We start from the raw sequence: 24,424 nt of genomic DNA, 5'->3' as shown, positions 1-24,424 counted from the left end.
GTTATCTTCTAACCTAAAATAAACTTCGGACTTATAAAGCCGCTGCCTTAAGCGCGTAGGTTTGAGTACGGATAAGGGATAACAAATTTTCGGAACCATTATTAGCGACAGACTCACGCGGGCAAATAGGCTTACCTATGCGCACACGCAATACCAATCCTTTCTTGTTAAACAATTCGGCAGGCAGCATAGCGGTTTGGAGTGAGGGATGAATGTATCGAAGCAAGCTGAAGCCCAAACCATTATTACCATGAAAATATACAGGCAGCACGGGTACGCCGGCTTTGGCTATTAATTTACCAACCACCGGGTGCCATTCCCTATCGTTCACCTTACGGGTTTTAAAATCGAATGCAGATACTTCACCGGCCGGGAATATAGCTACGGGCGTACCTTCTTTCAATTTACCAAGGGTATTTTTAAGTCCGCTAATACTGGAACTGTCCCTTATGGCTTCGAATGGATTTACGGCGATGATATAGTTTGCAAGGTTAGGCACACGTTTTAGTAAGAAGTTGCCCATAAACAAGGTATCGGCCCTGTTTGAAACCAATATATTAAGCAAAGCAAGTGATTCAACAGCGCCATAAGGATGATTGGCAACCGCCACAAATGCGCCCGATTTCGGGATGTTAGCAAGATCGGCAGGGTCAATTTCTATGGTTATACCTAAAAACTTGAGTACAAAGTTTGTAAATGCTACGCCATCCAAATCACCGGCTTGTTCCATCATGCTGTTGAAAGCATCTATTTTGATCAACCGCATTAAAAGCGAAGCCAACCCGGGGAAATTACCTGTACCTGTTGCCTTTACCACATCACTCTTGCTTATCACTGCCATTCGGTAAAAGTAAGCGTGCCGTGTAAAGTTACGCCTCCATTGCTGTTAAGCTTAGGGTTAACATTTACAATAAGGCAATCTTCGCTTAAAATTAAAACGCTTCGCCGATGTTCAGCAGGATAGAGTTGTAGCCTTTACTTACGCCATAATCAATACCAATATTGGTGCTGGTACCTTTATTGAATTTAACACGCAGACCCGAACCTACTGCCGGATGCCATGATTTGAAAAGCGTACCCGAACCACTAACCGTATTTACGTTGGTAAATACTACAAAGCCCAGCAATCCATTATCGGTAATATCCCTGCGATATTCGCTTTCCAAATAAAACAAAGTACGGCCACGGTAACGGTTTTGATCGATACCCCTTCCCGAGCGGTTGTTAGGATCCCAACCTACACTTGGTAGATCAAGATAAGGCACCTTATCATTAAAAGCCGTCCACAGGTACGACCAGAATGCAAGTGTGTTTTGTTGCAATGGTTTGCCCGGGTTCATAGGAACATATTTGCGAACATCAATATATAATGACGTCCAATGGTCGTTACTGCCTAAAAAATCAGGGTTTACACGATAAATAATATTTGCGTAAGCGCCGGGAAGTGGGTTAATGGTATTATTCCGGGTATCGTAAAGCGCGTTAAAGGAAATTCCGGATGATAACGAACTTCCCGCCGTACCATAAGCATAATTAGTAAATTGTTTAAGATCTTTATTTACATCATCACTTTTTATCCCAGAATGGAAATCAAGATTATAACCTATACCTGCAAAAAAGTAAGGCCTGATGCGTTTCAGCGCGCTTTGGTAAAAACGGATATAATTGTAGTTTACCAATACGTTATCGCTATTGGTACGCGCGGTACCCAAACCCCAAGTCAATTGCGGATAACGCAAAAAACGGATATCGCCCTGAATAGTCCACTCGTTATTAGGCAGCCATACGCTTGTACGCAACGGCAAACCATAGCGCGATTTAAAGTTCCAGTATGGCGCGAAGGTAGCTGTAGACGCTGTAGTAGTTTTTAATGGGCCGAAATATATGCTCGCTGTAGTACTGGTAACCAAGGCCCTGCCATTACCACCGGGAACCGTACCGCCGAATGGCAATACCGAAAAGTATACCTTTTGGCTCTTTTTGATCTTTGGCTTTTTAGGATTGATACTGATAAGCGAACGGGCAATATCAATCAGATCTGTTTGCCTTGCGGTATCCTGTTTTGATACGGTGTCGGCAACAATAGTTGACGCGGCCTGACCGAACGCTATAGCCGGAAAAAGGCATATGATGATAAGTAATTTTTTAATCATGAAGATGAGCTGATTTAATATTGCACCATAAAGCTAACGTGGTACCCTCCCCCATGCTATCATCACCCGGCACCCCTGTGCCCAAAAGATCAATAGTCGCGCTGCTGATGTGCTATTTTAACACGCCATTTGTAAAATTGTTTACGCGATAAAATTAATGCTGATTTAATAATAGATGTTAGAGGAATGGGGACATTCTGAACGTTGTGAAGTACCGTCACATGCAGGTGGGCGATCAGATGCGCTTCGTTCCTCAGCATGACAGGGTTTTAGAAGTGGTCATAAAGGGTCATCCTGAGCCTGTCGAAGGATCGTGCGCAGAGGCCATCACCCACGCAACCTTCGACAGGCTCAGGGTGACAGGCCATGCCTTTTATCTGATTTTCCTTTGTCATCTCATTTGGAGAAGTGTCCATCTTCCCCGTCAGCAAACAGCTTCGGACGAAAGCGGGCAGAACGTTGAAGGCCAAGAGCGCAAAGGCGGGCATAGCGAACTTGTTGCATGTGGGGAGGAAATGAGCGGCAGGGCAAAAGTTCCAGCCCAAAGTTCTGCACGGTTTGCAGGGCATGGCCAAGTGCAGCAAAGAAGCCTTTTGCTGGACAAGCCCTTTTGTTACTTTTGTGGCTACAAAAGTAATGGGGCCCTGCGCCCAAGAGCAGACTAACGTTGATTACAACACAATCAAAACCTACGTAGAGATTGCTTCGTTCCTCGCAATGACGATGGTTTATATAGGAGTACAGAACGCGACGAGATTGCTTCATCCCTCGCAATTGACAAAATTTGCAAGGCTACACCCTACTCTTCAATAAAATTCTCCTGCAATAACGCGTTATCCCTGCTTATTTTGCGGATATCGTAGCTGAACTGCTCTTTAAATTCGGGGTATTCTGAAAGGAAGATACCGTTTTTCAGCAGCAGCGCCATGGTGTACAGTTTCGAGATCTTACTACCCGATTGCTCCGCTATATCTTCCACGTAAGCCAATTCAGGCATTATCAGGTGTTCCTGGCCGGTAATTACCAGCATCTTAATTTTCATACAGGCCCTCAGTATGTTCATGAATGGTGTCATTGTAAAATCCCGGTAGTCGAATTGCAATGCTTCGTAAATAGCTACAACCTTGTCTGCCTCCCCCATCCTGAAATAGGCATCGGCTTGTGCTATGTAAATAAAGAAAGCGTAAGTATCGCGCGCATTACTAACCGGCACCCCGCGATAACCATGGTTCACCTTTTCAACCAACCGCAGCAGCTTTGGCGGATTATTAAAAAGATAACCCGTATAACAGGCCAGCAAACAAAGCATATCATTTGAAGCACTACGCACCAGTTGGCGCTGCGACGATGGCATGCTGTATGGCAAACGTGTGATGGCCGCCAGTACATCCTTATTTACAATGCCGTATTTAAAATATTGAAGCAGTGCATAGAGGCAATCCAGCGGATTTACCGGGAAACGGTTATAGGCATCATTGCTGATATCCCTCAACGTACCTATACAGCTTTCCAGTTCCTCCAGATCGAGGTTGATGAGGGCGATGATCCCCAGGGCGGTGTTCACCAATATCCGTCTATGATCGGGCAGGTTAAACATCAGGAGGGTGCGCAGCGTATTCTTATAGTCCGAATTGATGAGCTCCATCCCGAAAAAATACTCGAACATTTCTTTACTGAACGGACGACCGAAATAGTTGATCAGCAACTCGCTCCTGTTAAAGAGTTTGAACTCGTTGCGCAAAAGATCGCCCAGGAAAACCACAAGGTCTGCCTTTTCATCGGGTTCCAGCTTAAGCCCGGTAATTTTACCGAAACTATCCTGCTGCCCCGTTCTTATGGCATGAATTATACACCACTTGGCTACCGACAAACGGTAAGGGCTGTTTTCGAGTTCAGTGTTTATCTTTTCTATCAGTGTGTCATCAAATCGCTCACTGTTATCTTTTAACCAGGCACGGGCAATACTATGTGTAGTAAAATGCGGGTTACCGAATTGTACCCTCGTATGATCGTTATTTGTGCCGGGCTCATGCACTTCCCTTAAAAAGCCTATACCCAGCAATTCGTAATAGGCACGCTCCTGCTGCAGGGGCATCCCGGCTAAAAGCTTCCGTTTATCTACACCGTCTTCATTAGCTGTTAGGTCAAGCTGGCTTACAATTTCATCGCCAAGCAGTACCTTATCATCCGAAAGGGTACTTAAATACACCTTATTGAGCACAAAAAGGGCATTAAGGTCGTACAACGAAGTATGATCGATATGTTTAAAAGAAAAATCGGCCGGGTGCTGCCTGTAATATAATTCGAGAAACAAAGGATTCCTGAAACTTTCGGCTATCGTAACCGGATTGGCATTCTCCATGCTTGCCGGGTTAATACGTGCCGAAATATTGGTGATCTCGGCAGCGTTTAGCAAGGGTACGTTAATTGAACTGTTTTCGGTTACAAAACCGGTGAACCAGTTATACGGCCCTGCAAACAATTCATCGCGGTTATTAAGCCAGGTTGATGAGCGCATGGTAAGCACCAGTTTAAAAAAACGACGTTCACGGTAGGTACTGAATACCTCTGTAATTTGAGCCAGCAAGGTATTGAACAATCCCGTCCTAAATAGGTGTTCGTCAAAGCCATCTACAATAAAATAGAAATTACCTGTACCGCGCCCCTCAATATCTTCCGGTGCTTGTATATCTTCCTGTTTACCATACCCTAACAACTCTTGCATCCAATTATGGAGGTCTTTACCGCCCAACTGCGCGCTCATGAGCGAAACGCAATTAAAAAACAGGTAAGTATCGGCAGATTCGCGTTCTTCCAGCCGTTTTTCGAGCCAGCGGCATATCGCTATGGTTTTACCGTAACCGGCAGGTGCTGTAATTACCGTGGCGTTTTGGTATGATCGTGCAAACTTGATCATGTGACGATCTATAAAATCGCGGCAGATGGTGTAATGGAAGGGTATGCCAGCCCTGTTGCGCAGGGTTTGAATGGTATGGCCGGTAATGCGTTCCGCATTCTTTTTCAGGACAGACCATGTAAAAGGCAATGCTTCGTCTATTACGGGTTCTTCTTGTTTCTGCCAGTGCTCCCAGTCGCGATAATTGCAAAACTCGGCCAACGAATCTAACGTAAACAACGATGGCTGAAACTTTGAAAAAGCGAAGCCATATATCCTCTTTATCGTTGTTTCGCTGATGCGGTGTTTTGTTTTTTGGATCACCTTAAAGGAGATCATCCTGCAATCACCCGGATTAATATGCGTTAACCCGGCATGCTTAAGCACTTCCTTCTTAAGTAATTCTATATGATAAATTGATATACGTGCCATAAATCCCCTTCTGTCTTTCCTAATCGTGCCCATATCAAATCGTGGCAAGTCCACAATTTGACCTTGTAATTTTTTCGTTTTGCAGCTTAAATCAATATAAAATAATATAAAAAGGGTGGCAGTCCTTAGTTGTGCATATGTTGATACAACCTAATGACAATTATAAGAGAGTAAATGCCAATTTGATTTAGCAAAAGGGCTAAATATTCCTATAAGTTTTAAAATACCAAAAATGAACAAAATGAACAAGCCATGAAAAGCTTTGGGGACGGAAAATACCAGGCTATAGCTGCGCTTTAAAAAGCAGTGTATTTATAATACCTGATCTATAAAATACACTGCCATACATCGTTAATCTGTTACGATAAACTTTTTGCGGTAAACACCGGTTGCCGTTCGTATTTCGGCTATGTATACCCCTAAGGATAAATTGTATACCGTTACCACCTGGCTGTTGGCAGCCTCGTTATTTATGGTTTTAATGAGCGATCCGTTAATGTCGTAGATCTTTACAAAACGGATAGGCTCGTTACCCTGCGCTATATTGATCTTCTCTTTCGCCGGGTTCGGGTATAGGGTAGGCGATGTTGAATCGCTCAGGCGTACATATACAGGTGCCGAATAGCTTGTTTTTTCATCAAGGCTGATGATCCGTAACCTGTAATAATTATTCCCTTTTTTGGGCTGAAGCGCCTCGTAAGTATAGGTCTTCATGAATTTACCGCTGTTCGCCGCGTTAACGGTAGCCAGGTCGGTGAAATGGATGTTATCCTCACTATGCTCAATAACAAACTTGCTGATGTTATTTTCGAGGGTGGTAACCCACTCCAGCATTACGGTTTTACTTAGCGTAAGGCTGGCAGTAAAGCTTTTCAGCTCCAGCTCCATAATCCCCGAAAACATATAGTTATCTATGCTCGCTTTTGAAAGCGTGGTATTGCTGTAACTCGAAATAGATAAGCCCGCGTAAACCGGCAAGCCCTGCCCGAAAGCGAGTTCGGCGGGTTTTCCAACAGCTATCCAGTTAACGCCATTGGCAGAAATATAAGCCGTATAAAGCGACTTTATTTTTACCAGCTTTATCCAGTACGGTGCTTTTATGGACGTTGCCGTGGTGGTGATACTATTGGCACCGGTACTTAAACGGGTTTGAAAAATGGCACTACCATTCAGTAAACCTATAAACGCGTACTTAGCGCCGGGCGCCATGCTTTCACGGATCATGATACCGGCTGCCGCGCCGGGCTCAATGCTTACCACGCGTGCTTTTATCTCGCCATCGCCAACCAGCGTTTTGTAGGCAAAATGCAGGGCATCCGAATTAAGTGCTTTGTTACGGCCCGATCCGCTTACTTCAAATACTTCGGTGTTATAGCAGGCCGATCCGGCTATACCCACATCGCCAATATCCTGGGTTGACCACCGGGTTGGCAAAGCGCCGCATACCGTAGTACAGGCAATGGTTGATAGAGATACCACCGTTGAATACGTGCTTTTACCGCCGCCCACGCAAAGTGCCTGCACCCTGAAAAGGTAATCAGTAGCACATGCCAGCCCCTGAATGGTGATGGTATTGGTTGTTGCGGTCGCGGTAGTCCAGTTGGCGGCGGCAACGGCCTTATATTCTACATTGTAGCCTGTGCCGGGCGCTGGCGCCCATTTCAACACAGCCGAATTTTCGTAAATATTTACTTTCTCCAGGTTGGTTGGCGCGGCGCAATCGCCCTCGCTTTGGGTACCGTATACTTCAAACTCATATAACGAATATCCATACGGGCTACCGCGTTCGGTACCATTCATGCGCACATAACGACCTGTGCCTTTCACCGGGATATAGTCGTCAAAGTCTTCGTTATTTTTAATGGCGGCTATGGTGGTCCATTTCACGGCATCGTCAGATACCTGGATATCGAAGTTTTTGCCCAGGGCAACTTCCCACTTTAAAACTACACGGCACAGGTCGTAACGTCTGCCCAGGTCCACATAAATATTTTCCTGGTCAACACCCGATTCACTTGCCCACCTTGTATTGTTGTCGCCATCAAAGGCCTTATCCTCGGTTGTTTCTTCAATCCCTTCGGTTGATGAGGCAACTGCTTTTTTATTTAGGGCGATGTTGGGCGAATTACAGGTATCGAGCGGTGTTTTGGTAAGCCCGTATACGTTTACTTTGTTTGAGAACGTAGCCAAATACACTTTACCATTGATGATGGTAGGGCAGTTAAACTTGGCGTAATTACCCACAATATCTTCCTGGTAGGCCGATGAATTCCATAATTCGTGGGTTACATCATTGGCATCAAAAGCCCGCAATATACCCGGCCTTACCGACTGATTGGCATCGCCATTGGCGGCGTAAGTTGTCCATAATATGGCGGTAGAATCTCTCGATCCGTTTGAGGATACCGACAAGAAAGCCCCGCTGTTACCTGTTGGCCCCTGCGCGCCGCTGCTGACGGTTTTGTCGAGATCAAAGATGCCTTTGCTCCTGTCGAATGGAAAGGCTTTGAGCAAACCATTCTCCGACCATGAATAAACAAACTCGGTTTTCTCGCCCCGGTAGTAAGAGAACGACGACCGCAAATGCGCGTTCACACCCAGATCGATAGTTTGCAATGGATTATTTCTGTCGGCATTGTAGCCGCCCATATTATCACGGTCGAGCACGTAGATCTTGCCATCTTTACAGGCCGTCATGGCTACTTTGGTGCCGGGTATCAACATTACTTCGGTCACCCCGAAATCAAGATCGGTAGCCTCCAGTTCATCAATATTATTAGGGGTGAAAAAGGATTTTACAGTAAGTGTACCGTTCTCTGGCTTCAACTTTATAGCGCTTTCCGAACGGTTGGTTACGTCGGCAAAGTCATCGCCCACACCTACCGAGCCATTACCCACGGCCACATATAAGTTACCATCTTCATCTGCCGATGGCGCGGCACCACTCATCCAGATACCGCCATTATAGCCTTTCGGGGTGGTATTGTATACTATTTTTTGTGCGAGCGATGTTTTATCGTAGCCCATTACCCAACCATGATAAGGCCCCCAATCGCAATGCGAAGCCCAGGCTAAATAAATATTACCGTTTAATAGCAGCAGACCGCAGCGCTGGTTTTCCTTCTGCGGATCAAAGCTCAACTTACCACCAACACTGCCATCACCATCGGCGTTAATTTGCGCGGTGATGAGTTTGGGGCTATTGGCCTTTTCTGCACCGGTGGTAATATCAAGCGCGTGGATATATTGCTCGTAAACGTTGGTTGTTGTGTTGAGGCTGCGCGCAACTATATAAATGGTATTGGTTGTTGAATCTATCACGGGGGTACTTACAATACCCATATTGCCCGAAAAATCGCGGTAGCCGCCGCCGCAGGCCCCCGTCATATCGGTGTTTTTAACCGCACGGGAGTTTTTAGGATTGAGGTTCACCGTCCAGTAAGGGTCGGCAACATTGGCCGAATCGGCATCGAAAGCATACACGGTATTGTTTACCGTGGCTACAAAAAGCACGTTCTTATTCCCTGCTTTAGGCAGGGTTACGTTGAGTTTAACCAAGGGCTGGGCGTATACCTGATCGTCAACAGTGCGGCTGAATATTTTGCCGAAGTTGCCGCGTTTTACGTTTTTGGTATTGAGCGTTGTTTCCTGCTGATACCAGCCGGTGCGGTACAAATTATTATGCTGGGTTAACACATCTTTTTGCGCCAATACCATGGTTGGTGCCAACAATAAAAACACGAGGCAGCCAACATAAAAGTTACTGACTTTTTTAGGGGAACGCTTACCATGTAAACGCGCTAAACTAATTAGGTTCATTCAGTTAGACCATGAATATTGGCCCGCCCTAATCTACGCTAAAACTCAAATAAATTATAATCCGGAACGAAATAATGTAACATCTTTTTTACAACTATAAATTGGTATCAGGAGAGCTGACAGAGGATTAGCATTTAACAAAACAAGCGGCCGAAAATTACTTCGGCCGCTTGTCTTTTATGTTAGCATCGCAATTACTTATGATTCGGTAACTGTTTTAGCGGTAACCGTCGCGGTATTTTTAGTGGCAATGGTGCTCACATATTTCCATTCTGATTTAGCTTCTGTAGCCGTAAACGTAGCCATTACGAAACCACGTTTTGAGGCATCAACATATTGCAGGTCATCTATCAGCAAAGCGTTAGCCTGTTCAAAACCAGCCAGCGTTTGTGGGTTGTCGCCAAAAATGGCCTCAAAACCCGGCGAACTAACCGAAGATGTAGCAAACTCGGTACCTGCTTTGTTGCCGCTACTATCCGACAGTACAGAGTACCAGGCATTATGGGTATCGCCGGCTAGCGAGATCAGCTTTTTGTTTTTCACAGCGGCGTAGATCAGCTCACGCTCTACCGGATAGCCATCCCAGGCATCAAGGTTGTAAGGCAACACGGTTTGTACCCTTGCCTTTTCGGCGGCGGTTAATGTAGGATCGCCTTGCAGTAAGCGGGTTTTAATGGTTACCAGTTCGGTAAGTATTTTGTTGTACTGGGCAAACAAAGCCGGATCGGTACTGCCTGCCGCAATTTGCGCGGTAAGTATCAGTTGCTCGGCCGGTATAAACATTTTACCCATTAAAACCTGGTTACCCAGCACCTGCCATTTACTGCTGCTGCCGTTTATTTTTGAAACCAGCCAGTTCTTTTGTTCCTGGCCTAATATACTGCGTTGCGGGTTTTGCCAGGCGGCCAAAAACTTGGCGCTATCCAAACCTGTTTGGGTAAAGTAATCGGTATAGCTCAATTGCTTATCACGACCAATAATACGGGTATCCAGCATCACCAGGTTTACAAAACCGGCTATCTCGAAGTTGCGGTAAATCTTGGCATTATCCTGCACACGGGCAGGCAAATACTCGTGCCATACCTGTATAGCGCTCATTTTACGGGTAGCAAAATCGCCCTCGTTAGGCTGGTGGTTCTCGGCACCATCTTTATAGGCATCATTGGCAACCTCGTGGTCGTCCCAAACGCAAATGAATGGCTTTAACTGGTGCGCTTTTTGCAATTGCTCATCGCTGCGGTATTGCCTGTAACGTTCGCGGTAATCATCTACCTTAATAATTTCACCGGCCGGTTTATGTGCACGGTTCAATGTAGCGGTAGTACCGTTGGTACCATAACCGCCCGCCTGATATTCATAAATATAATCGCCCAGGTGCACTACAACATCGGCATCTGATTCGGCAACGGCACCGTAAACGTTAAATAAACCCGCCTGGAAATTAGCGCAGGAAACAACAGCCAATTTAACTGCTGTAGCTTCGCCCGCGGCAGGCAATGTTTTGGTTTCACCGGTGATAGATATGGTCTTTGTTTTTTCGCTTCGGAACCTGTAATAGTATTTGGTGTTGGATGTCAGCTTGCTTACGTCAACATGTACCGTATGGTCGCTGTTGGCATCTACAATTACAGCCTGACTTGCTACTACATTTTTAAAGTCTTTATCTTTAGCTACATCTAAAAATATTTCGGGATTGCCCTGCTCCTGGGCAGCAGGCGTGTAACGCGTCCATAAGATCACCCTATCCTGTGATGGGTCAAAACTGGCCACACCTTCGTTAAATCCCTGGCCATTGTATTCTACATGGTCGTTATCGCCTTTGCGGCAGCTGATGATTGTTGAAGGCAACAGCACGGCGCCTGTGGCTGCAATTACCGAGTTGCGTATAAAGTTTCTGCGACTTAATTTATTAAGTAAATTTTCCTTATCCATATGAGCAGTTTATGTTTCTTCGAAGTTAAGAAGCACACATTGCCGTGATGTGAATTATGGGTAATGGTTTGATTAAGTTTAGCTACTACTTTTGTAAAGTTGAAATAGCGAATATTGTGACCATTAGCGTATCTGCCAATCATCCCCAAAAACAAAAAAGCGGCCCTCCTTTAAAGGAAGAACCGCCCCGGGGTATTAGTCTGATTTTATTTTTAGCTAATGGCTTATTAAGCTTTTTTAACTAAAGCGTATTGTATTTTCGGATATCCGCGTGTACCGCCATCCTGGGTAGTGAAGCTGATGAATTTCAGTTTATACACGTTTCCGGCTGAATCTTTAATTACGTAGAAACGGTCGGTTTTTACACCTACGGTACCAGTTGTAGCACGCCAGTTTGCGCCAATGGTGTTACGGGTGCTGTTGAATGTTGTAGTTGCAATGTTTGCCTCAGCGTAAGCATCATAGCTTACGGTGGTAGTTAATACCTCTGCCGATTGCGTACCGCCCAGGTAGTTGGTGAATACAAGATCAGAGAATACATAAGGTATACCGGTAGTAAAGTACGCGCTGTAACCCCAAACTATATCCCAACGGTCTTTAGCAGGCTCAACGGTTACCGGCGCGTTAGTTTCAAAGCTGATGTAGTTGAAATTCGCAGCCGCGTCTTTAGTAATAGTAAGCGTTTTAAAAGTAGTTTCGGTCAGTTTGGCGTATTGCAAGGTGTAACCATTAGTAGCGCGTAATATGCGTACTTTCATCAAATCGGCAGCGGCGGCAGTAGTACCGGAGCCACCAACACGGTTAATTACATAAACTTTGTTTGATGCATCTGTTGCTGATACTTGCGCGATAGCGGTTTTGGTAAGATCGCCGGTTACATCATCAAAAATATTGAAGGTACCTTTACCAAAGCCCAGTTCAAGATCAGTAATAGTGATATCGCTTGCTGAAACCGCGTTGATATCGGTTTTATCTACAGCCACTACAGAAGCTGCTGAAGTGTTGTTCAATATCACCCTGAAATCGTCGCCATTGTAAAAGCCAAGATCCCAGCTTATGCGTTTTACTGAAGATTGCGCGTTGGCGCTCAAATCAACATAAACCGAATTAACTGCTGCCGAAGCGCCTTCGCCACCCTGCAATGTTAACTCAGAACCGGTTGATACGATTGATGAGAAGCTCAGTTTTAAGGTATTGGTTGAACCTAATACCACAGGTGAACCAGCAGATTTAATAACAAAGCTAACCGACTCGGTACCGTTTAAAAACACACCGTCTTTTTTAACCACTTTAAAGGTAGCTGAACTGCTGCCCGCAGGTATAGTTAAGTTAAGGGTGTTTGATGCCGCGGCAGGCACAGTGGTAAACTCGGTACCGTAGGTAACACCGGCTGATTGCAGTTCAACAGCTACCGGTACGGCTACGTCAGTAGCGCGGCCCAGGTTAAGCGTAATATCGATAGAGGCATCGGTAGATGCAAGGCCTTGTGTAGCCGCGGTAAAGGCAAGCTGATTATCCGGCAATGCCGGATCGCTTTTTTTGCAAGCCGCGGTTAATAAGATAAAGCCGAATAAATAATAGGATACTTTTTTCATGGAATGTACTTGATTAATACTTGTTTGGTAATTTTTATGTTAATAATTAATATTTACTGTATTGAAAGGTTAAACCGAGGAAGTAAGATCGGCCATAGCCTATGGGTACCGGTCCGCCGGTGCTGTGCGCCCCGCCTACATCGGTAGAGGTATTGTTTACATAGGTTACGTTAAACAGGTTTCGCACACCACCGCCTATTGAAATATTGCGGCTGATGAATTTATTCACCGTAAGATCGGCCGTGTGGAATGCCGCCCGCTGCGCCAGGTGAATGCTGGTTACACCCTCAACTGTTCTTAACTCATAAGCAGGTAGCTTGCCGTTGTATTTGTAAAACAGGCTTACATCGGTTTTGATACCTTTAAAGTGGTACATCAAATTACTATTCACCTCCGGGTACCAGGTAAAGCCGGGCAAGCTGTTATCATCCTCCTGCAAACGATTGTATACACCGGTATAAGAAAAGCCGATTTTGGCATCTAAATTTCTGTAGCTGATGGTGTTCTCGAACGTACCGCCCGTCGTTTTGTATTTATCAATGTTGATATAGGTCATTACCGATGGATCGGCCGGGTCATAACCTGTAGTGATGAGGTTATCAAACTGGTTATAAAAACCACCTGCTGTGGAGCGGATGCTTACATCGCCAATAGTAATTGCCCGCCACGCGAACGAACCGTTGAAGCTGTTAGAGTGTTCGGCCTTCAGGTTTTCGTTACCACGGATGGAGTGGCTGGCATCAAAGAAATTAAAATAAAGCTCGCGCAATGCCGGCGAACGGTAACCACGGGCATAAGCCAGGCGAAGATCAAGGTCGCTCGTCAGTTTTATTTTGGCATTTAATGACGGTATCACCGGCGGCGCATCATACACCGAGTTTTTGGTGAACCTTGCACCCGGTCGCAGGCTTAAGGCCCGGCCAAGCAAGATCTCTGACGAGATAAAGAAAGCATAATCATTAATAGCAGGCGTACCCAATATGCGCGCGCCGCTGCTGCCTGTTAAGTTAACCTCGAAACCGGGTTGTAACGATACCTTATCACTCACCTTATATTGCGCCGTACCACGGAAAAACTTGGTATCGAAAACCGCTTTGTCCTGCTCGCCGGGGCCCAGGGTAAGGCGGCGATCGCCGGTAAGTACGTTGAGGCTGCTGGTTTGCGTACGCCTGCTGTAGTCGGTATATGATGCCGCGCCGTTAAAGCTCAGCCTGTCGTTCAGTTGCCACTCGCCCTGTAGCTGGTGCATCCAGCGGTTAGTTAAAAAGTGCTGATCTATCCTTACATTAGTCTCTACGTTAACCGGGCCATCGTTACGCAAGGTTTCGTCGGTACCATCAAGCCGGTACCATACATGCCATTTATTGGTACGATAACCCACAACGCCGTTACCCAAATACTGGTCTTTAGGCATCCAGCCTAACCGGGCGCCATCAAAATTATTGCGCGTAAAATTGCCCGATAGCTGCCAGCCCTTATGCTCCCAGTTAAGGCCCACATTTTCTGTATGGATACCGCTGCCGTCAAAACCCTTGTATTGTTTACCGGCTGTTTCTTCCTGTATACGGGCAGTAGCTCGCAGACTTTCGCCGCCCGTTCCTTTCTTGGTAATGAGGTTAATCACACCGCCCAATGCGTCGCTGCCGTAACTTACAGACATCGGCCCTTCCACCAATTCAATATGGTCGATGGTGTTGATATCTACCTGGTTAAGGCTTTCGCGCGTGTCGCCGCGATCAAGCAGGGGAACGCCATCCAGCAAGATCTTTACCCGCTGGCCCGATACGCCCATCAGCGTAATATCCGATGTACCTAAAGTAAGGTCGTTAGTGAAGCGGATGCCTAATTGGTCTACCAATACATCCTGCACCTTTGCCGGGTTGCGTAAGCGGATTTGCTCGGCAGTAATATTGCGCACCATGTACACCGAGTTTTTTAATGATTGCGGCGCGTATTGCCCGGTAACCACTACATCTTTTAGCTGTACGGAAGTAATCTCTAAAACCACATCGGGCCGGGTGGTTACTTTGCCTGCGCTAATGGTTACTTCTTCCTGGTGACTAACCGAACCTAATGCTTTGTATTGTACGGTGTAATTGCCGGGTTTGGCTTTGAGCAGGTATTTACCGTTTTGCTGTGTGCTGGCACCGTAAGGCGAATTTAGTAACTGAACGGATACACCTTGCGCGGGTTTACCATCGCTGGTTAAAATTGTGCCTTGCAGGCTTCCGGTTTCGTTTTGTGCGGATAATGTGGCGGGGATGATCAATAAGTAAAAAAGAACAACCGAAATATATTTAAACATTATTTAGACTAATTAAAAATAATGCTGCAAATTTGCCGATATTCCCATAACGTAGATAACGGGAAACGGATTTTAAATAACGCGAGACGGATTTTATGGAGTTTCAATTATCCTCGGCCCAAAGCGACGGGGAGGTACTTTTGCTGGATTACCCTGATGATTTCATTACAGATAAGCACTTTACAGAACGTGATTCAACGTTCGGGCATTACGCTAACCTGCAATTAAAAGAGTTATGGTTTGATGGCGTTGCCTTGTTTTTAGGCGATTTTAAACCCGATACTCCACACACCATGAACTTAAGCTCCGATAACTTTTTTTGGGTGATGAGCTTTGTACTGGATGGTAGCCTTACTTTCTATCCCGACCCGGATTCGGAAGGGCGAACATTGAAAAAGGGCGTTTACCAAACCTTTTATTGTGCTACCACCAACGTTAATATGCGTATTGAGGAATATGCCAAAATATTCACCATTTGCCTCACCTACAACTTTGTAAAAAAAATACTACCCCAACATTTAGCCGTAGAAGATCAGCCCTATACCCTGCTCTCTACCGATTTGGGTGATAACCGTACCAAAACCATTATACAGGATATGCTAAGGAGCGACCGCCCTGCCCATATCCGTCGCATGGCCATTGAAGCCCGTATTTTAGATCTCCTATCCATGCAAATGGAACGTATGGAGAAGATCCGGGCCAACGAGGAGATCCTGAAGAATAAAGATATCGGCCGGTTAAACGAGGCTAAATATATTGTAGAACAAAACCTGCGCAACCCCTACTCGCTGGTTGAGCTGGCCCGCAAAACCGGTCTTAATGATTTTAAGCTCAAAAAAGGCTTTAAGAAACTATTTGGCTATACCGTTTTCGGTTACCTCACCGAAATACGCATGAACAAAGCCTACCGCCTGTTGCAGGAAGGCAAAACAGTAAGCCAGGTAGCCGAAGCCGTTGGCTATAAAAACTCACAGCATTTTACTGTAGCCTTTAAAAAGAAGTTTAAAATGCTACCAAGTAAAATGAAGCCGGATTGATGAGGTAGCGTGTTCGTTTGTAACACAGATATTGGGAAGACCGATTTGCTCGACTCGTCATGCCGAATTTATTTCGGCACCCCATTGGAAAAGCATCCCATAAGCAAAGTGTTTACCCTGCTTATGGGATGCTGAAATAAATTCAGCATGACTTTTATAGTCTTTTTATTCTTGCGCTCGTTTGCAACGAGCGCTTAAAATGCGAGCGCATTTGCAATGCGAATATAGAAGAGGGCGATGCAATCGCCTACCCATGTTAAGCACTGATCACAGATCAGCGCAAGTAACAGCAGGGTGTGGCATTCAACAATTGCAAAGCGCAGGCCTTGTGCGATTCCTTCCCTCGGGAAGGAGGAGGAAGGGGTTTAATCGCTATTACAGATACCCCTACCTAAAAAGCTTTTCCTCAACAAACCTGCACCGTACTCACATTCAATATATCTCCCAGTTTTTTGATCTTCGAGGCGATATGGCCTTTGCCTATGGCGCAATGGTGCGCGGGGCCCTGGCGGTTCCAAGCTTCTACAAAGTTGCGGGCACCCAGCGGGAAACGGTACCTGCTGTTGGTATTGCCTATCTCCAGTATTTCACCGGGAACGGATTCACCTTCAGCTACAAGTAATTTGAGCGTACCGTCGCCTGTTTCCACTACCGAAAGCAGGGTAACCGGCCCGTAACTTACCGACATTTCTACCGACAGACCATTGCCCACTTTACCGTGGTAAACCTGCAATGGCTTCACCTTAATTTTGCCTTCGGCTATTTTGGGGTGACAAGGGCCATCGTGTCCCATCAGTACTACCTCGTCGTTAAAATCCATGGCGTAATATTCGGTAAACGAGCCGCCTGCGCCAAAACTGTCCATAATTTTCATGGCCTGGGCATTCTTAATTTCGTACTCGCCCGCTACAGGGATGTTTTTACCGGTAAGCAAAGAGTTACCAAGAATGACCGACGTAACCGTATTTTCGTTAGCTGCATTGCCGGTACCTTTATGGTAATACGCCAGCGAGCCCAGCTGATGTTTAGCCACCAGTTTATCAAGCGCTACGGCGGTATGTGCGGCACGGTCGAGTTCGTAGGGCGAGCAGTCTGCTTGTACATCAAACTCCTGCTGTATTTCGAGTATTTTGGCAGCGGTTTCTTCGGCAGTTACCGACTCGCGCAGGTGCGATAATTCATCTACTTCAATAATTTCAATATGCCCTCCAAAGGTGGCGCATTGCAGGGTAAGGTCAGTGTAAATATCCATCATGCCGCCATAATAATTGCCCATTATGCCCAGCCTGTTGTAATACATTACGCGGGCTACCCTGGCGGCATCCACCCATTCCTCCACCTCTTTCCACACATGCGGATCGTTTTTCAGCATCCCCGTTACCTGGTAGAAAGGTATTTTACTGCGGTTAAACACGTTGGCAATTTCAGGTACCGAGCACGATGAGCAATGGGCCAGCCACTCGCCCGTCATGGCGGTTCTGTCGTTCAGCTTGTTGAAGCTCGCATAATCGATACTGGCCTCGGGTGAAAGATTGAGCACGATAACCGGCACATTGGCCTTGCGCACCACCGGCAAAACCGTGGCCGACAAAGCGTAGGTAGATACATACAGAAACAGGATATCAATATCGGCACATTTAAAAGTATACCCTGCCTCAAAAGCCTTTTCGGGCGTATCAATTAAACCAAGGTTAACAATTTCGGCATCAAAGGCTTCCATACTTTTGGCCACTACATCAACATATCCTGTTAATCGTTCTTCTAAACCTGTAAACTGCTCCCAATATGCCCGTAGCCCTATCCCGAATAAGCCAACTTTCACCTTAGTTTGTGTATGCATTTTTATATTATTTGTTATTTATATATTGGATAAGTTTTACCGGCCCTGTTAACCCCGATGGCAACAAAGGTGAATTAGCATTATATTGATTGGTTGATGTAAAAGTGTACCTGCCGCTGGTGCGTGGTTTACCGTTCAGCAGCCAATCGGGCCATTTATCATTAACAATACCGTCGTAAGGTTTCTTTTCATCGCCTATTAAGCGGTTTGGCCAAAGGTTGATCACTTCTATTTTCAGTTCATTATTCTTTTCGCGCACGGCGGAAGCTATATCTACATGCCATGGCGCTGTCCACACAATGCCGAGGTCTTTACCGTTCAGGGTTACCCTTGCCATGTTCTTCACATCACCAAGATCAAGGTATAAAGGCCCCTGAACCGTGGCTGACAGATCGAATTTCTTTTGATATACAGCCGTGCCCGAGTAATATTTGATGCCTTCATCAACATTTTTGCTCCAATCGGTAAGGGTTTCAAATACGGTATGTGCCGGGCCGCCCCATTTGGTATCAAAGCTTACATCCCAGGGGCCGCTTAAGGTTTGCAATGTTTGGGCAGATACAGAGGCGTTTGTGCCTGATGGTTTCGCGATATTTTCTTTGGCGAATACCACAAATACACTTTCGTAAGCATCCAGTTGGATCCTCACCGAACTGATACCTTTATCTGCTGTAAATTCACTTACGCTTTTAACTTTCCCGGTGATGGCATCCCAAAATTCGGGGGCACCTTTTACACTGCGAAACTGCGCCACGGTATTCACCGGTTTATTGGTTTTGTTGGATACGAAGTAAATATCCCACCCGTCGCCGGTGCGGTGCGTATAACGCAGATCGCCGTTGGCTGTAAAATCTTCCGCGATGGCTTTGGCTTTCAGTATTGCCGCTGTGATATCATAGGCCGGGTATAAATGATCGGGCTTTGCGCTGATTGCCTCGCCCCAAATTACTGTTCCTAAACCGTACTTGTACTGAACGGTATTGGCCGGCACTTTGGCTGCTCCCCATATCAGTTTGCCCAATTGCGTAACCCGGTTATCACAATCAGGGTAGCCTACCAAACTCGGCGATCGTAAAGGCGGGTTGCCTACAATTGTAGCGCCCTGCTTAACCAGGCTGCCAATTTTGGCCAGTAGTTCCGGTGTCATGGCTTCATAAACAGGTAACACCAGCAAACGATAGCTACCTCCACCCGGGAACTCGATGCGGTTATTTTTCACGGTAGCTTTCATCAACTGGCCCGGCGAGCAACCATCAAAATTATAGCCGCGCCTGTCGCCAATGGTATCACCCACTATGGCAGATGATGGCGGTACAAAAACATGCGGCGAACCTTCGGGTGTAAGATAAAGCACATCGCCCACGGTACGGCCCTGCTGTAAAACATACTGGCAGCGGGTTACGTAGCTGTGGTACGCGCTCACCATTGGCCACCAGGTTTGGCTGCGGTCCCAGTGTACACCGTAGGGGCCCATGGTAGCGCCGGGTTTTAATGAATCGGGCAGAAACTGGTTTTGAAACGTGTGGTACACAAAGCGGTTAATACCTGCCGCGAACGCCCAATCGCCCTGGTTTTTCATTGATGCAGGGTGCTGTTTCCATCCTTCGTTATCCTGCGCGGTAAAAGCCTCGGCCGGTACCAGCGAACTACCGATAACGTGCGCCACCGAAGTAGCCTCAATTACACTATAAGTAGAATTGAAGCCAAAACCCTTGCTCCAAAATTCGGCCATCGGTACATCGGCCACACCGCCCAGTTCCAAATCGGCAGTCGGGTTCATATCATAGGGCTCAATTGACAGCGACATGTTATGTTTTTTGGCGTAAGCCTTAACATGCCAGGCATGGTTCTCTAAAACCAACTCCTGCGAGGTTTGCCTTAAGTCCCACAAAAAGCGTTCACTTTCGGCCAGGCTACCTACTATGTTGCCCTCATAAACCGGGTAATACTTTAACGGATCGTACCCGCGTCTTTTTGTAAATTCCTTTCGGAAAGTACCTGTCCAGTTTTGCGCGCCCATTTCCCAGCTATCCATGTGCAGGCGTTTTAAACCACCGGGGGTGGTGGTTTCTATTTTGCCTATCTTTTTCAGCAGGTTACCTATGTAAGCATTTAAATGCGCATTCAACGCGGTGGTATCAAACTTATCACTCTCAAAACCTAAACCCGGTACAGGTGCAGGGCGGGTAATGGCACCATTGTTACGACTTACAAAGCGCATCACTTTCCACTTGCCTGCGGGCGGTGTCCAGCTAAGGGTTCCATCGGGTTGCATTTTTGTGGTAAGATCGAGTATTTTACTTTTGGCGATAGCTTTATCATCATTAGCTGTTGACGGAGGTGCCAAATATGACCTCACCACACCCGAACTATAGGGCGCACGGTAAAACAAGGCCTTTTCCTCAAAATCAGCAATGGGTTTAGCTTGCTCCGTAAGCGGGAAGGCTAAAACGGCCACGTCCTCATAATATTCAAGCCATTCCTTTTTAAACTCGGGGGTAAGTCCGCCTTCGCCGAAAAAGGGTTTCTTTGGCGGAGGTACAGGTAGTACGATCTTCTTTTTATCGCCCGCGGTAACAACTATTTCGCTGGCTACCAAGTGCTGCATAGATTGTTTGCCTTTAACCCACGGACCGCCGCTGCCTGTCCACCCGGGGCCGATACCTAATGTAATTTCGATACCTAAACGGCGCGCCTCTTTTTCGGCATGTACAAAAAGCTCTGTCCATTGGGGGCTTAAAAACTCAACCGGACCGCTTGGTACGCCCACGTTAACTTCTAAAAAGATGAGGTTGCCGATACCCGCCTTTTTCATCGATTCCAGATCTTTAGTAATGGTTTCTGCCGACATGTTGCCATCCATAAAATACCAGTAAACGCCGGGTTTGTACTTATCGGGGGGCGATAAAAATCCGGCTTTAATAGCTTTTAACTGAGCATTTGCTGTTACTGAAATACAAAAAAGGAAACTGAAAAGAATGATAAGTTTTTTAAACATTATGCTCGTTTATATTGGGTTGACTGATTTGATTAATCTAAATGGAACACCTGCTCTAAATTTACAATAACGGGCGAATTATCCGCATTTACATCCATAATATCTGCCATGTAATTCCACCAGGTGTGCAATATCGCTTCGTGGGCAGTGTTATAAGCGGATATAGTTTTATCTACCTGTTGTACAGCAAATAAAATATCGGTTTCGGCATCATAAAATATGCTGTAGTTACTCACCCCACGTGCTTTAAGCAGGGCTTTTACCTCGGGCCATAAAGCCTGGTGTCTTTTGGCATATTCCTCTTTGGCGCCGGGTTTCAATTTCATTTTAAAGGCGATCCTCTTCATACCGCTTACTTGCCAACTGTAATTAATTTAACCGCGAATGGCTTAAGCACCACTTCATCATTACCGATCACCGATGCAATGGCTTCATTATCGCCCGAATCACCATCTATCGTATTTACTTTAGCACCCTTAAATTCGGCAGGGAGTTTTAGGGTGATGGTTTTATTGCGTTTGTTGAGCAGCAGCACCTTCTTTTCGCCACCTGCTAAATAGGCCTGCGCCAGCATATCGGCTCCGCCGTCGCCGTCAACACCTGTTTTTATCATGGTGCTGCCCGGTTTAATGTTATCTTTTATCAGTTTTAAAACCCAGTAACGGGCATTGGGCTTATTGTTTTCATGGTTGATCATACTCACATCCGGGAATTGCGTAGGGAAACCCACCAGTTGCGATTCGCCGATCACATCAATACCCGCCTTTGACAGCTCGATAAAGAAATAAGCGTATACCCCGGCAGATAAATTCCAGAAAGCCGGATCAATAGGTTTGTTGCGCATTTCTTCGCTCACAAAAGTACCCAGCTCATTAATATCGGTACGGGTATTTGGCGCTAAGCGTTTGCGAATGTTTTCGATGTAGCCAACCGAGTTTACAAAGCTTTCGGCCTTGTCAAATACACTGTATTCATAGGCATCAAACTTTTGGTTAGGATTGGCCGCGGCATAGCAATGGTACGAGATCATATCTATCGGGATGCCCGACTTATGGTTGGCCGGGTTAAGGAAGTACTCAAACCATTCGGGCTTTTCAAGAGCTACCGCCATGCCCACAAACCTGGTTGCAGGCATTATGGGCTTAAGGGCGGTAACTATGGCATCATATATTTTAGTATAGGTTTGGGGCGACATGCTATGTTCCAGGTCAGGCTCGTTGAGTACCTCCCAGTAATCAAACTTATAATGATAGCCCGATTTATGGTATTTACCCAGCTCATCGGTAAAGCCACCTTTGGTGTACCAGCTAATTAGGCGCACATAATAATCGGTTAGTTCTTTTAAGGTTGGGTCGCGCAGTTCGGTACCGCCGCCATAACCCCAGCTTACCTGGTTTGGGTCGGCAGGATAAGTTACCAGATTATCGGTTTTAAACATCCATTGCGGTATGGTACTAAAATTCATCATTACCGAATGCCCCTTGGTATTCTCTAAAAAATCAATGGTCATGGGGTCTATCAGACTAAAATCCCACGAGGTTTTGGTTGCTGTTGGCGGCTCCAGTTCGGCCACAGCCAGTTTAGGGTAAGGGAACCAGGGCACATAGCGCACATAGTCGGCATTTAAACTGCGTAAAGCGGCAAACGCCCCATCGTGCATGGCTCCTTTTGGTCGCAGCATAGGGTTGCCCACCACTTGTAAAGTAGCAGTTGATTTGGTGACAGTACCGGTGGCGTTCCAATCAACCCGGAGCGATTGCGCCCCACATGCAAGGCCTGCAATTAAAAAAGCTGATGTAAAAAGTAATTTCATAGGTAGATGTTGTAGCTATTAAAAGGTAGGAAGCGCCGACCCCCATCGGCAACTCCCTTCCTTGAACCAAACAATTCAATTTATGTTAATAACCCGGGTTTTGCGTCAAGTTCTTATCCAAAAACAGTTGCCTGTCGGGGATAGGATACAGCGCTTCGTACCCATCAAATTTATAATCGTTGCCGGTAAACGGCACCCCGCCCCTGTCTACCGTTGGCGAAGCTTTTTCGGCCTGGCCATGGGCGTTTAACAAGGTAACCATTTGCGCGTTGGTATAAGCGCGTTTCAGGTCGAACCAGCGGTCGTTCTCAAAAGCCAGCTCAACCCGGCGCTCATGCCTGATGGCGGTACGGAAAGCTTCCTGGCTTAGGCCCGAGATTTCACCTAAACCAGCTCTTTTCCTTACCTGGTTAATATAGGTATACGCGTTACCCGGCCCGTTTTGTTCGTTTATTGCTTCGGCCAGCATCAGCAGCACATCCGAATACCTTAGCACCGGCCAGTTATCATCGGTACGGCCTTCAATGGTATGCGGGTGGTTGTATTTGTTTACAAAAGGGATAGGCACAAATGTACCGGCGGCATTGGTATAACCTTCTTTTAAAGCTACACTTTTTCGTTCGTCACCGGCCTCAAATTCGCTGATGAGGTTTTTGGTAGGGATGTTCCAACCCTGCGGGTTACTGGTAGGGAAACCGGTTACCGCGCCTGCCGAGTTTCGCGGCGCAAAGGCATACAGAAAACTACTCCACTCGCCCAACGCGTTGCCACCCTGGTACTGTATCTCGAATAATGATTCGCTGTTGTTTTTATTGTTGATGGCAAACACATTGGCATATATGGGGACCAGCGAATAACCCAGGCCCAATACCTGCCTCAAGGTGGTTTCGGCTTTCGGGTAATCTTTCATGGTGAGGTATACCTTGCCCAGCAAGCCCAATGCCGAGCCTTTTGACGCCCTGCCTGCATCTGCCGCGCCATACTCGCTTTTTAACGGCAGGTTGGTTGATGCATCGGTAAGGTCTTTAATTATTTGCGCGTACACATCGGCCTCGCTGCTGCGTGCTGTTTGAAAAGCATCTGACGAGCTGGCCAATGGTTCGGTAATTAATACTACCGGACCAAAATAGCGCACCAAATTAAAGTAATAATAGGCACGGATAAATTGCAGTTCGCCTTTGTACTGCGCCTTTTTTTGAGCGCTTATAGCAGCTACGCCATCAATACGCGACAGCGCGAAGTTGACATTGTACAGCGCGTTGTACGATTGATTGTACAGATCGGCAATGTTTACGTTGGTTGCCGTTACATTCCAAAACTCAAAGGCTTCCACCCGGTCGGTTTGGCCCCTGTCCGAAGGGTTGAGCTGTATGGTGGTATTATCCGACGACATTTCGGCAAATACGTATTGGCTGTTCACGTGGTCTTGCAGGGAACTGTACGCGCCGCTTACCGCCTGCTTTATCTGCTCTTCGGTTTGATAGAACTTATCGGCCGTTTTACGGGTAGGATCAGACAGATCCAGGAATGATTTTTTACATGATGACGCAGCAGCCAAAAAGCCCATCAGCATCACTATTTTATGTAGATTTTTCATCGTGTCA

General features: G+C 46.3%; 14 protein-coding genes. 2 read left to right on the top strand and 12 right to left on the bottom strand.

The genetic code is table 11. From position 1 onward, the window contains the following. Nucleotides 1-31: 31 nt before the first annotated feature. Together AC07NA_RS10930 and AC07NA_RS10925 are read right to left on the bottom strand one after the other, a co-directional pair. Nucleotides 32-841, bottom strand: a complete 810-nt coding sequence (locus AC07NA_RS10930; RefSeq protein WP_494897603.1) for a lysophospholipid acyltransferase family protein — start codon at nucleotides 839-841, stop codon at nucleotides 32-34. Between the two features lie 91 nt (nucleotides 842-932). Next, on the bottom strand, nucleotides 933-2,153 hold the full coding sequence (locus tag AC07NA_RS10925) for a BamA/TamA family outer membrane protein (protein ID WP_345210359.1): 1,221 nt from the start codon (nucleotides 2,151-2,153) through the stop codon (nucleotides 933-935). Nucleotides 2,154-2,359: 206 nt separating this feature from the next. On the opposite strand from AC07NA_RS10925, the gene AC07NA_RS10920 reads away from it, so the two are divergent. After that, nucleotides 2,360-2,818: a hypothetical protein gene (locus AC07NA_RS10920; protein ID WP_494897602.1), complete on the top strand. Its 459-nt coding sequence runs from the start codon at nucleotides 2,360-2,362 to the stop codon at nucleotides 2,816-2,818. A gap of 134 nt (nucleotides 2,819-2,952) precedes the next feature. Here AC07NA_RS10920 and AC07NA_RS10915 read toward each other — a convergent pair whose 3' ends face one another. The 5 genes from AC07NA_RS10915 to AC07NA_RS10895 all read right to left on the bottom strand — a co-directional run bounded on the left by AC07NA_RS10915 (nucleotide 2,953) and on the right by AC07NA_RS10895 (nucleotide 15,132). Further along, nucleotides 2,953-5,481 (bottom strand): hypothetical protein, encoded by a 2,529-nt coding sequence (locus AC07NA_RS10915; protein WP_494897601.1) that lies wholly within the window; start codon nucleotides 5,479-5,481, stop codon nucleotides 2,953-2,955. A 351-nt stretch (nucleotides 5,482-5,832) separates the two neighbouring features. Next, nucleotides 5,833-9,300 carry a discoidin domain-containing protein gene (locus tag AC07NA_RS10910; protein WP_494897600.1) on the bottom strand — a complete coding sequence of 1,156 codons (3,468 nt, stop codon included), beginning with the start codon at nucleotides 9,298-9,300 and terminating at the stop codon, nucleotides 5,833-5,835. Between the two features lie 198 nt (nucleotides 9,301-9,498). Beyond that, nucleotides 9,499-11,232, bottom strand: a complete 1,734-nt coding sequence (locus AC07NA_RS10905) for an alkaline phosphatase D family protein (RefSeq protein ID WP_345210356.1) — start codon at nucleotides 11,230-11,232, stop codon at nucleotides 9,499-9,501. A gap of 227 nt (nucleotides 11,233-11,459) precedes the next feature. Beyond that, nucleotides 11,460-12,827, bottom strand: coding sequence for an HmuY family protein (locus tag AC07NA_RS10900; protein ID WP_494897599.1), 1,368 nt, complete (start codon nucleotides 12,825-12,827; stop codon nucleotides 11,460-11,462). 46 nt (nucleotides 12,828-12,873) lie between these two features. Beyond that, on the bottom strand, nucleotides 12,874-15,132 hold the full coding sequence (locus AC07NA_RS10895; protein WP_494897598.1) for a TonB-dependent receptor: 2,259 nt from the start codon (nucleotides 15,130-15,132) through the stop codon (nucleotides 12,874-12,876). 95 nt (nucleotides 15,133-15,227) lie between these two features. Between AC07NA_RS10895 and AC07NA_RS10890 the strand changes: the two genes are divergently transcribed. Then, nucleotides 15,228-16,169 (top strand): helix-turn-helix transcriptional regulator, encoded by a 942-nt coding sequence (locus AC07NA_RS10890; protein ID WP_494897597.1) that lies wholly within the window; start codon nucleotides 15,228-15,230, stop codon nucleotides 16,167-16,169. 406 nt (nucleotides 16,170-16,575) lie between these two features. Here AC07NA_RS10890 and AC07NA_RS10885 read toward each other — a convergent pair whose 3' ends face one another. The 5 genes from AC07NA_RS10885 to AC07NA_RS10865 all read right to left on the bottom strand — a co-directional run bounded on the left by AC07NA_RS10885 (nucleotide 16,576) and on the right by AC07NA_RS10865 (nucleotide 24,417). Next, nucleotides 16,576-18,009, bottom strand: coding sequence for an arabinose isomerase (locus tag AC07NA_RS10885; RefSeq protein ID WP_494897596.1), 1,434 nt, complete (start codon nucleotides 18,007-18,009; stop codon nucleotides 16,576-16,578). A gap of 7 nt (nucleotides 18,010-18,016) precedes the next feature. Further along, nucleotides 18,017-21,007, bottom strand: a complete 2,991-nt coding sequence (locus AC07NA_RS10880; RefSeq protein ID WP_494897595.1) for a glycosyl hydrolase — start codon at nucleotides 21,005-21,007, stop codon at nucleotides 18,017-18,019. Nucleotides 21,008-21,039: 32 nt separating this feature from the next. Then, on the bottom strand, nucleotides 21,040-21,354 hold the full coding sequence (gene rhaM, locus AC07NA_RS10875) for an L-rhamnose mutarotase (protein WP_494897594.1): 315 nt from the start codon (nucleotides 21,352-21,354) through the stop codon (nucleotides 21,040-21,042). Between the two features lie 5 nt (nucleotides 21,355-21,359). Then, a complete protein-coding gene (locus AC07NA_RS10870) occupies nucleotides 21,360-22,820 on the bottom strand; it encodes a GH39 family glycosyl hydrolase (protein WP_494897593.1) in 1,461 nt (486 codons plus the stop codon). An 85-nt stretch (nucleotides 22,821-22,905) separates the two neighbouring features. Continuing rightward, nucleotides 22,906-24,417, bottom strand: a complete 1,512-nt coding sequence (locus AC07NA_RS10865) for a RagB/SusD family nutrient uptake outer membrane protein (RefSeq protein WP_494897592.1) — start codon at nucleotides 24,415-24,417, stop codon at nucleotides 22,906-22,908. Nucleotides 24,418-24,424: the final 7 nt, after the last annotated feature.

This window comes from Mucilaginibacter sp. GW821-FHT07G05, assembly GCF_059418565.1.
Note: the sequence above shows the minus strand (reverse complement) of the source record. Positions and strands in the feature narration are given on the sequence as shown.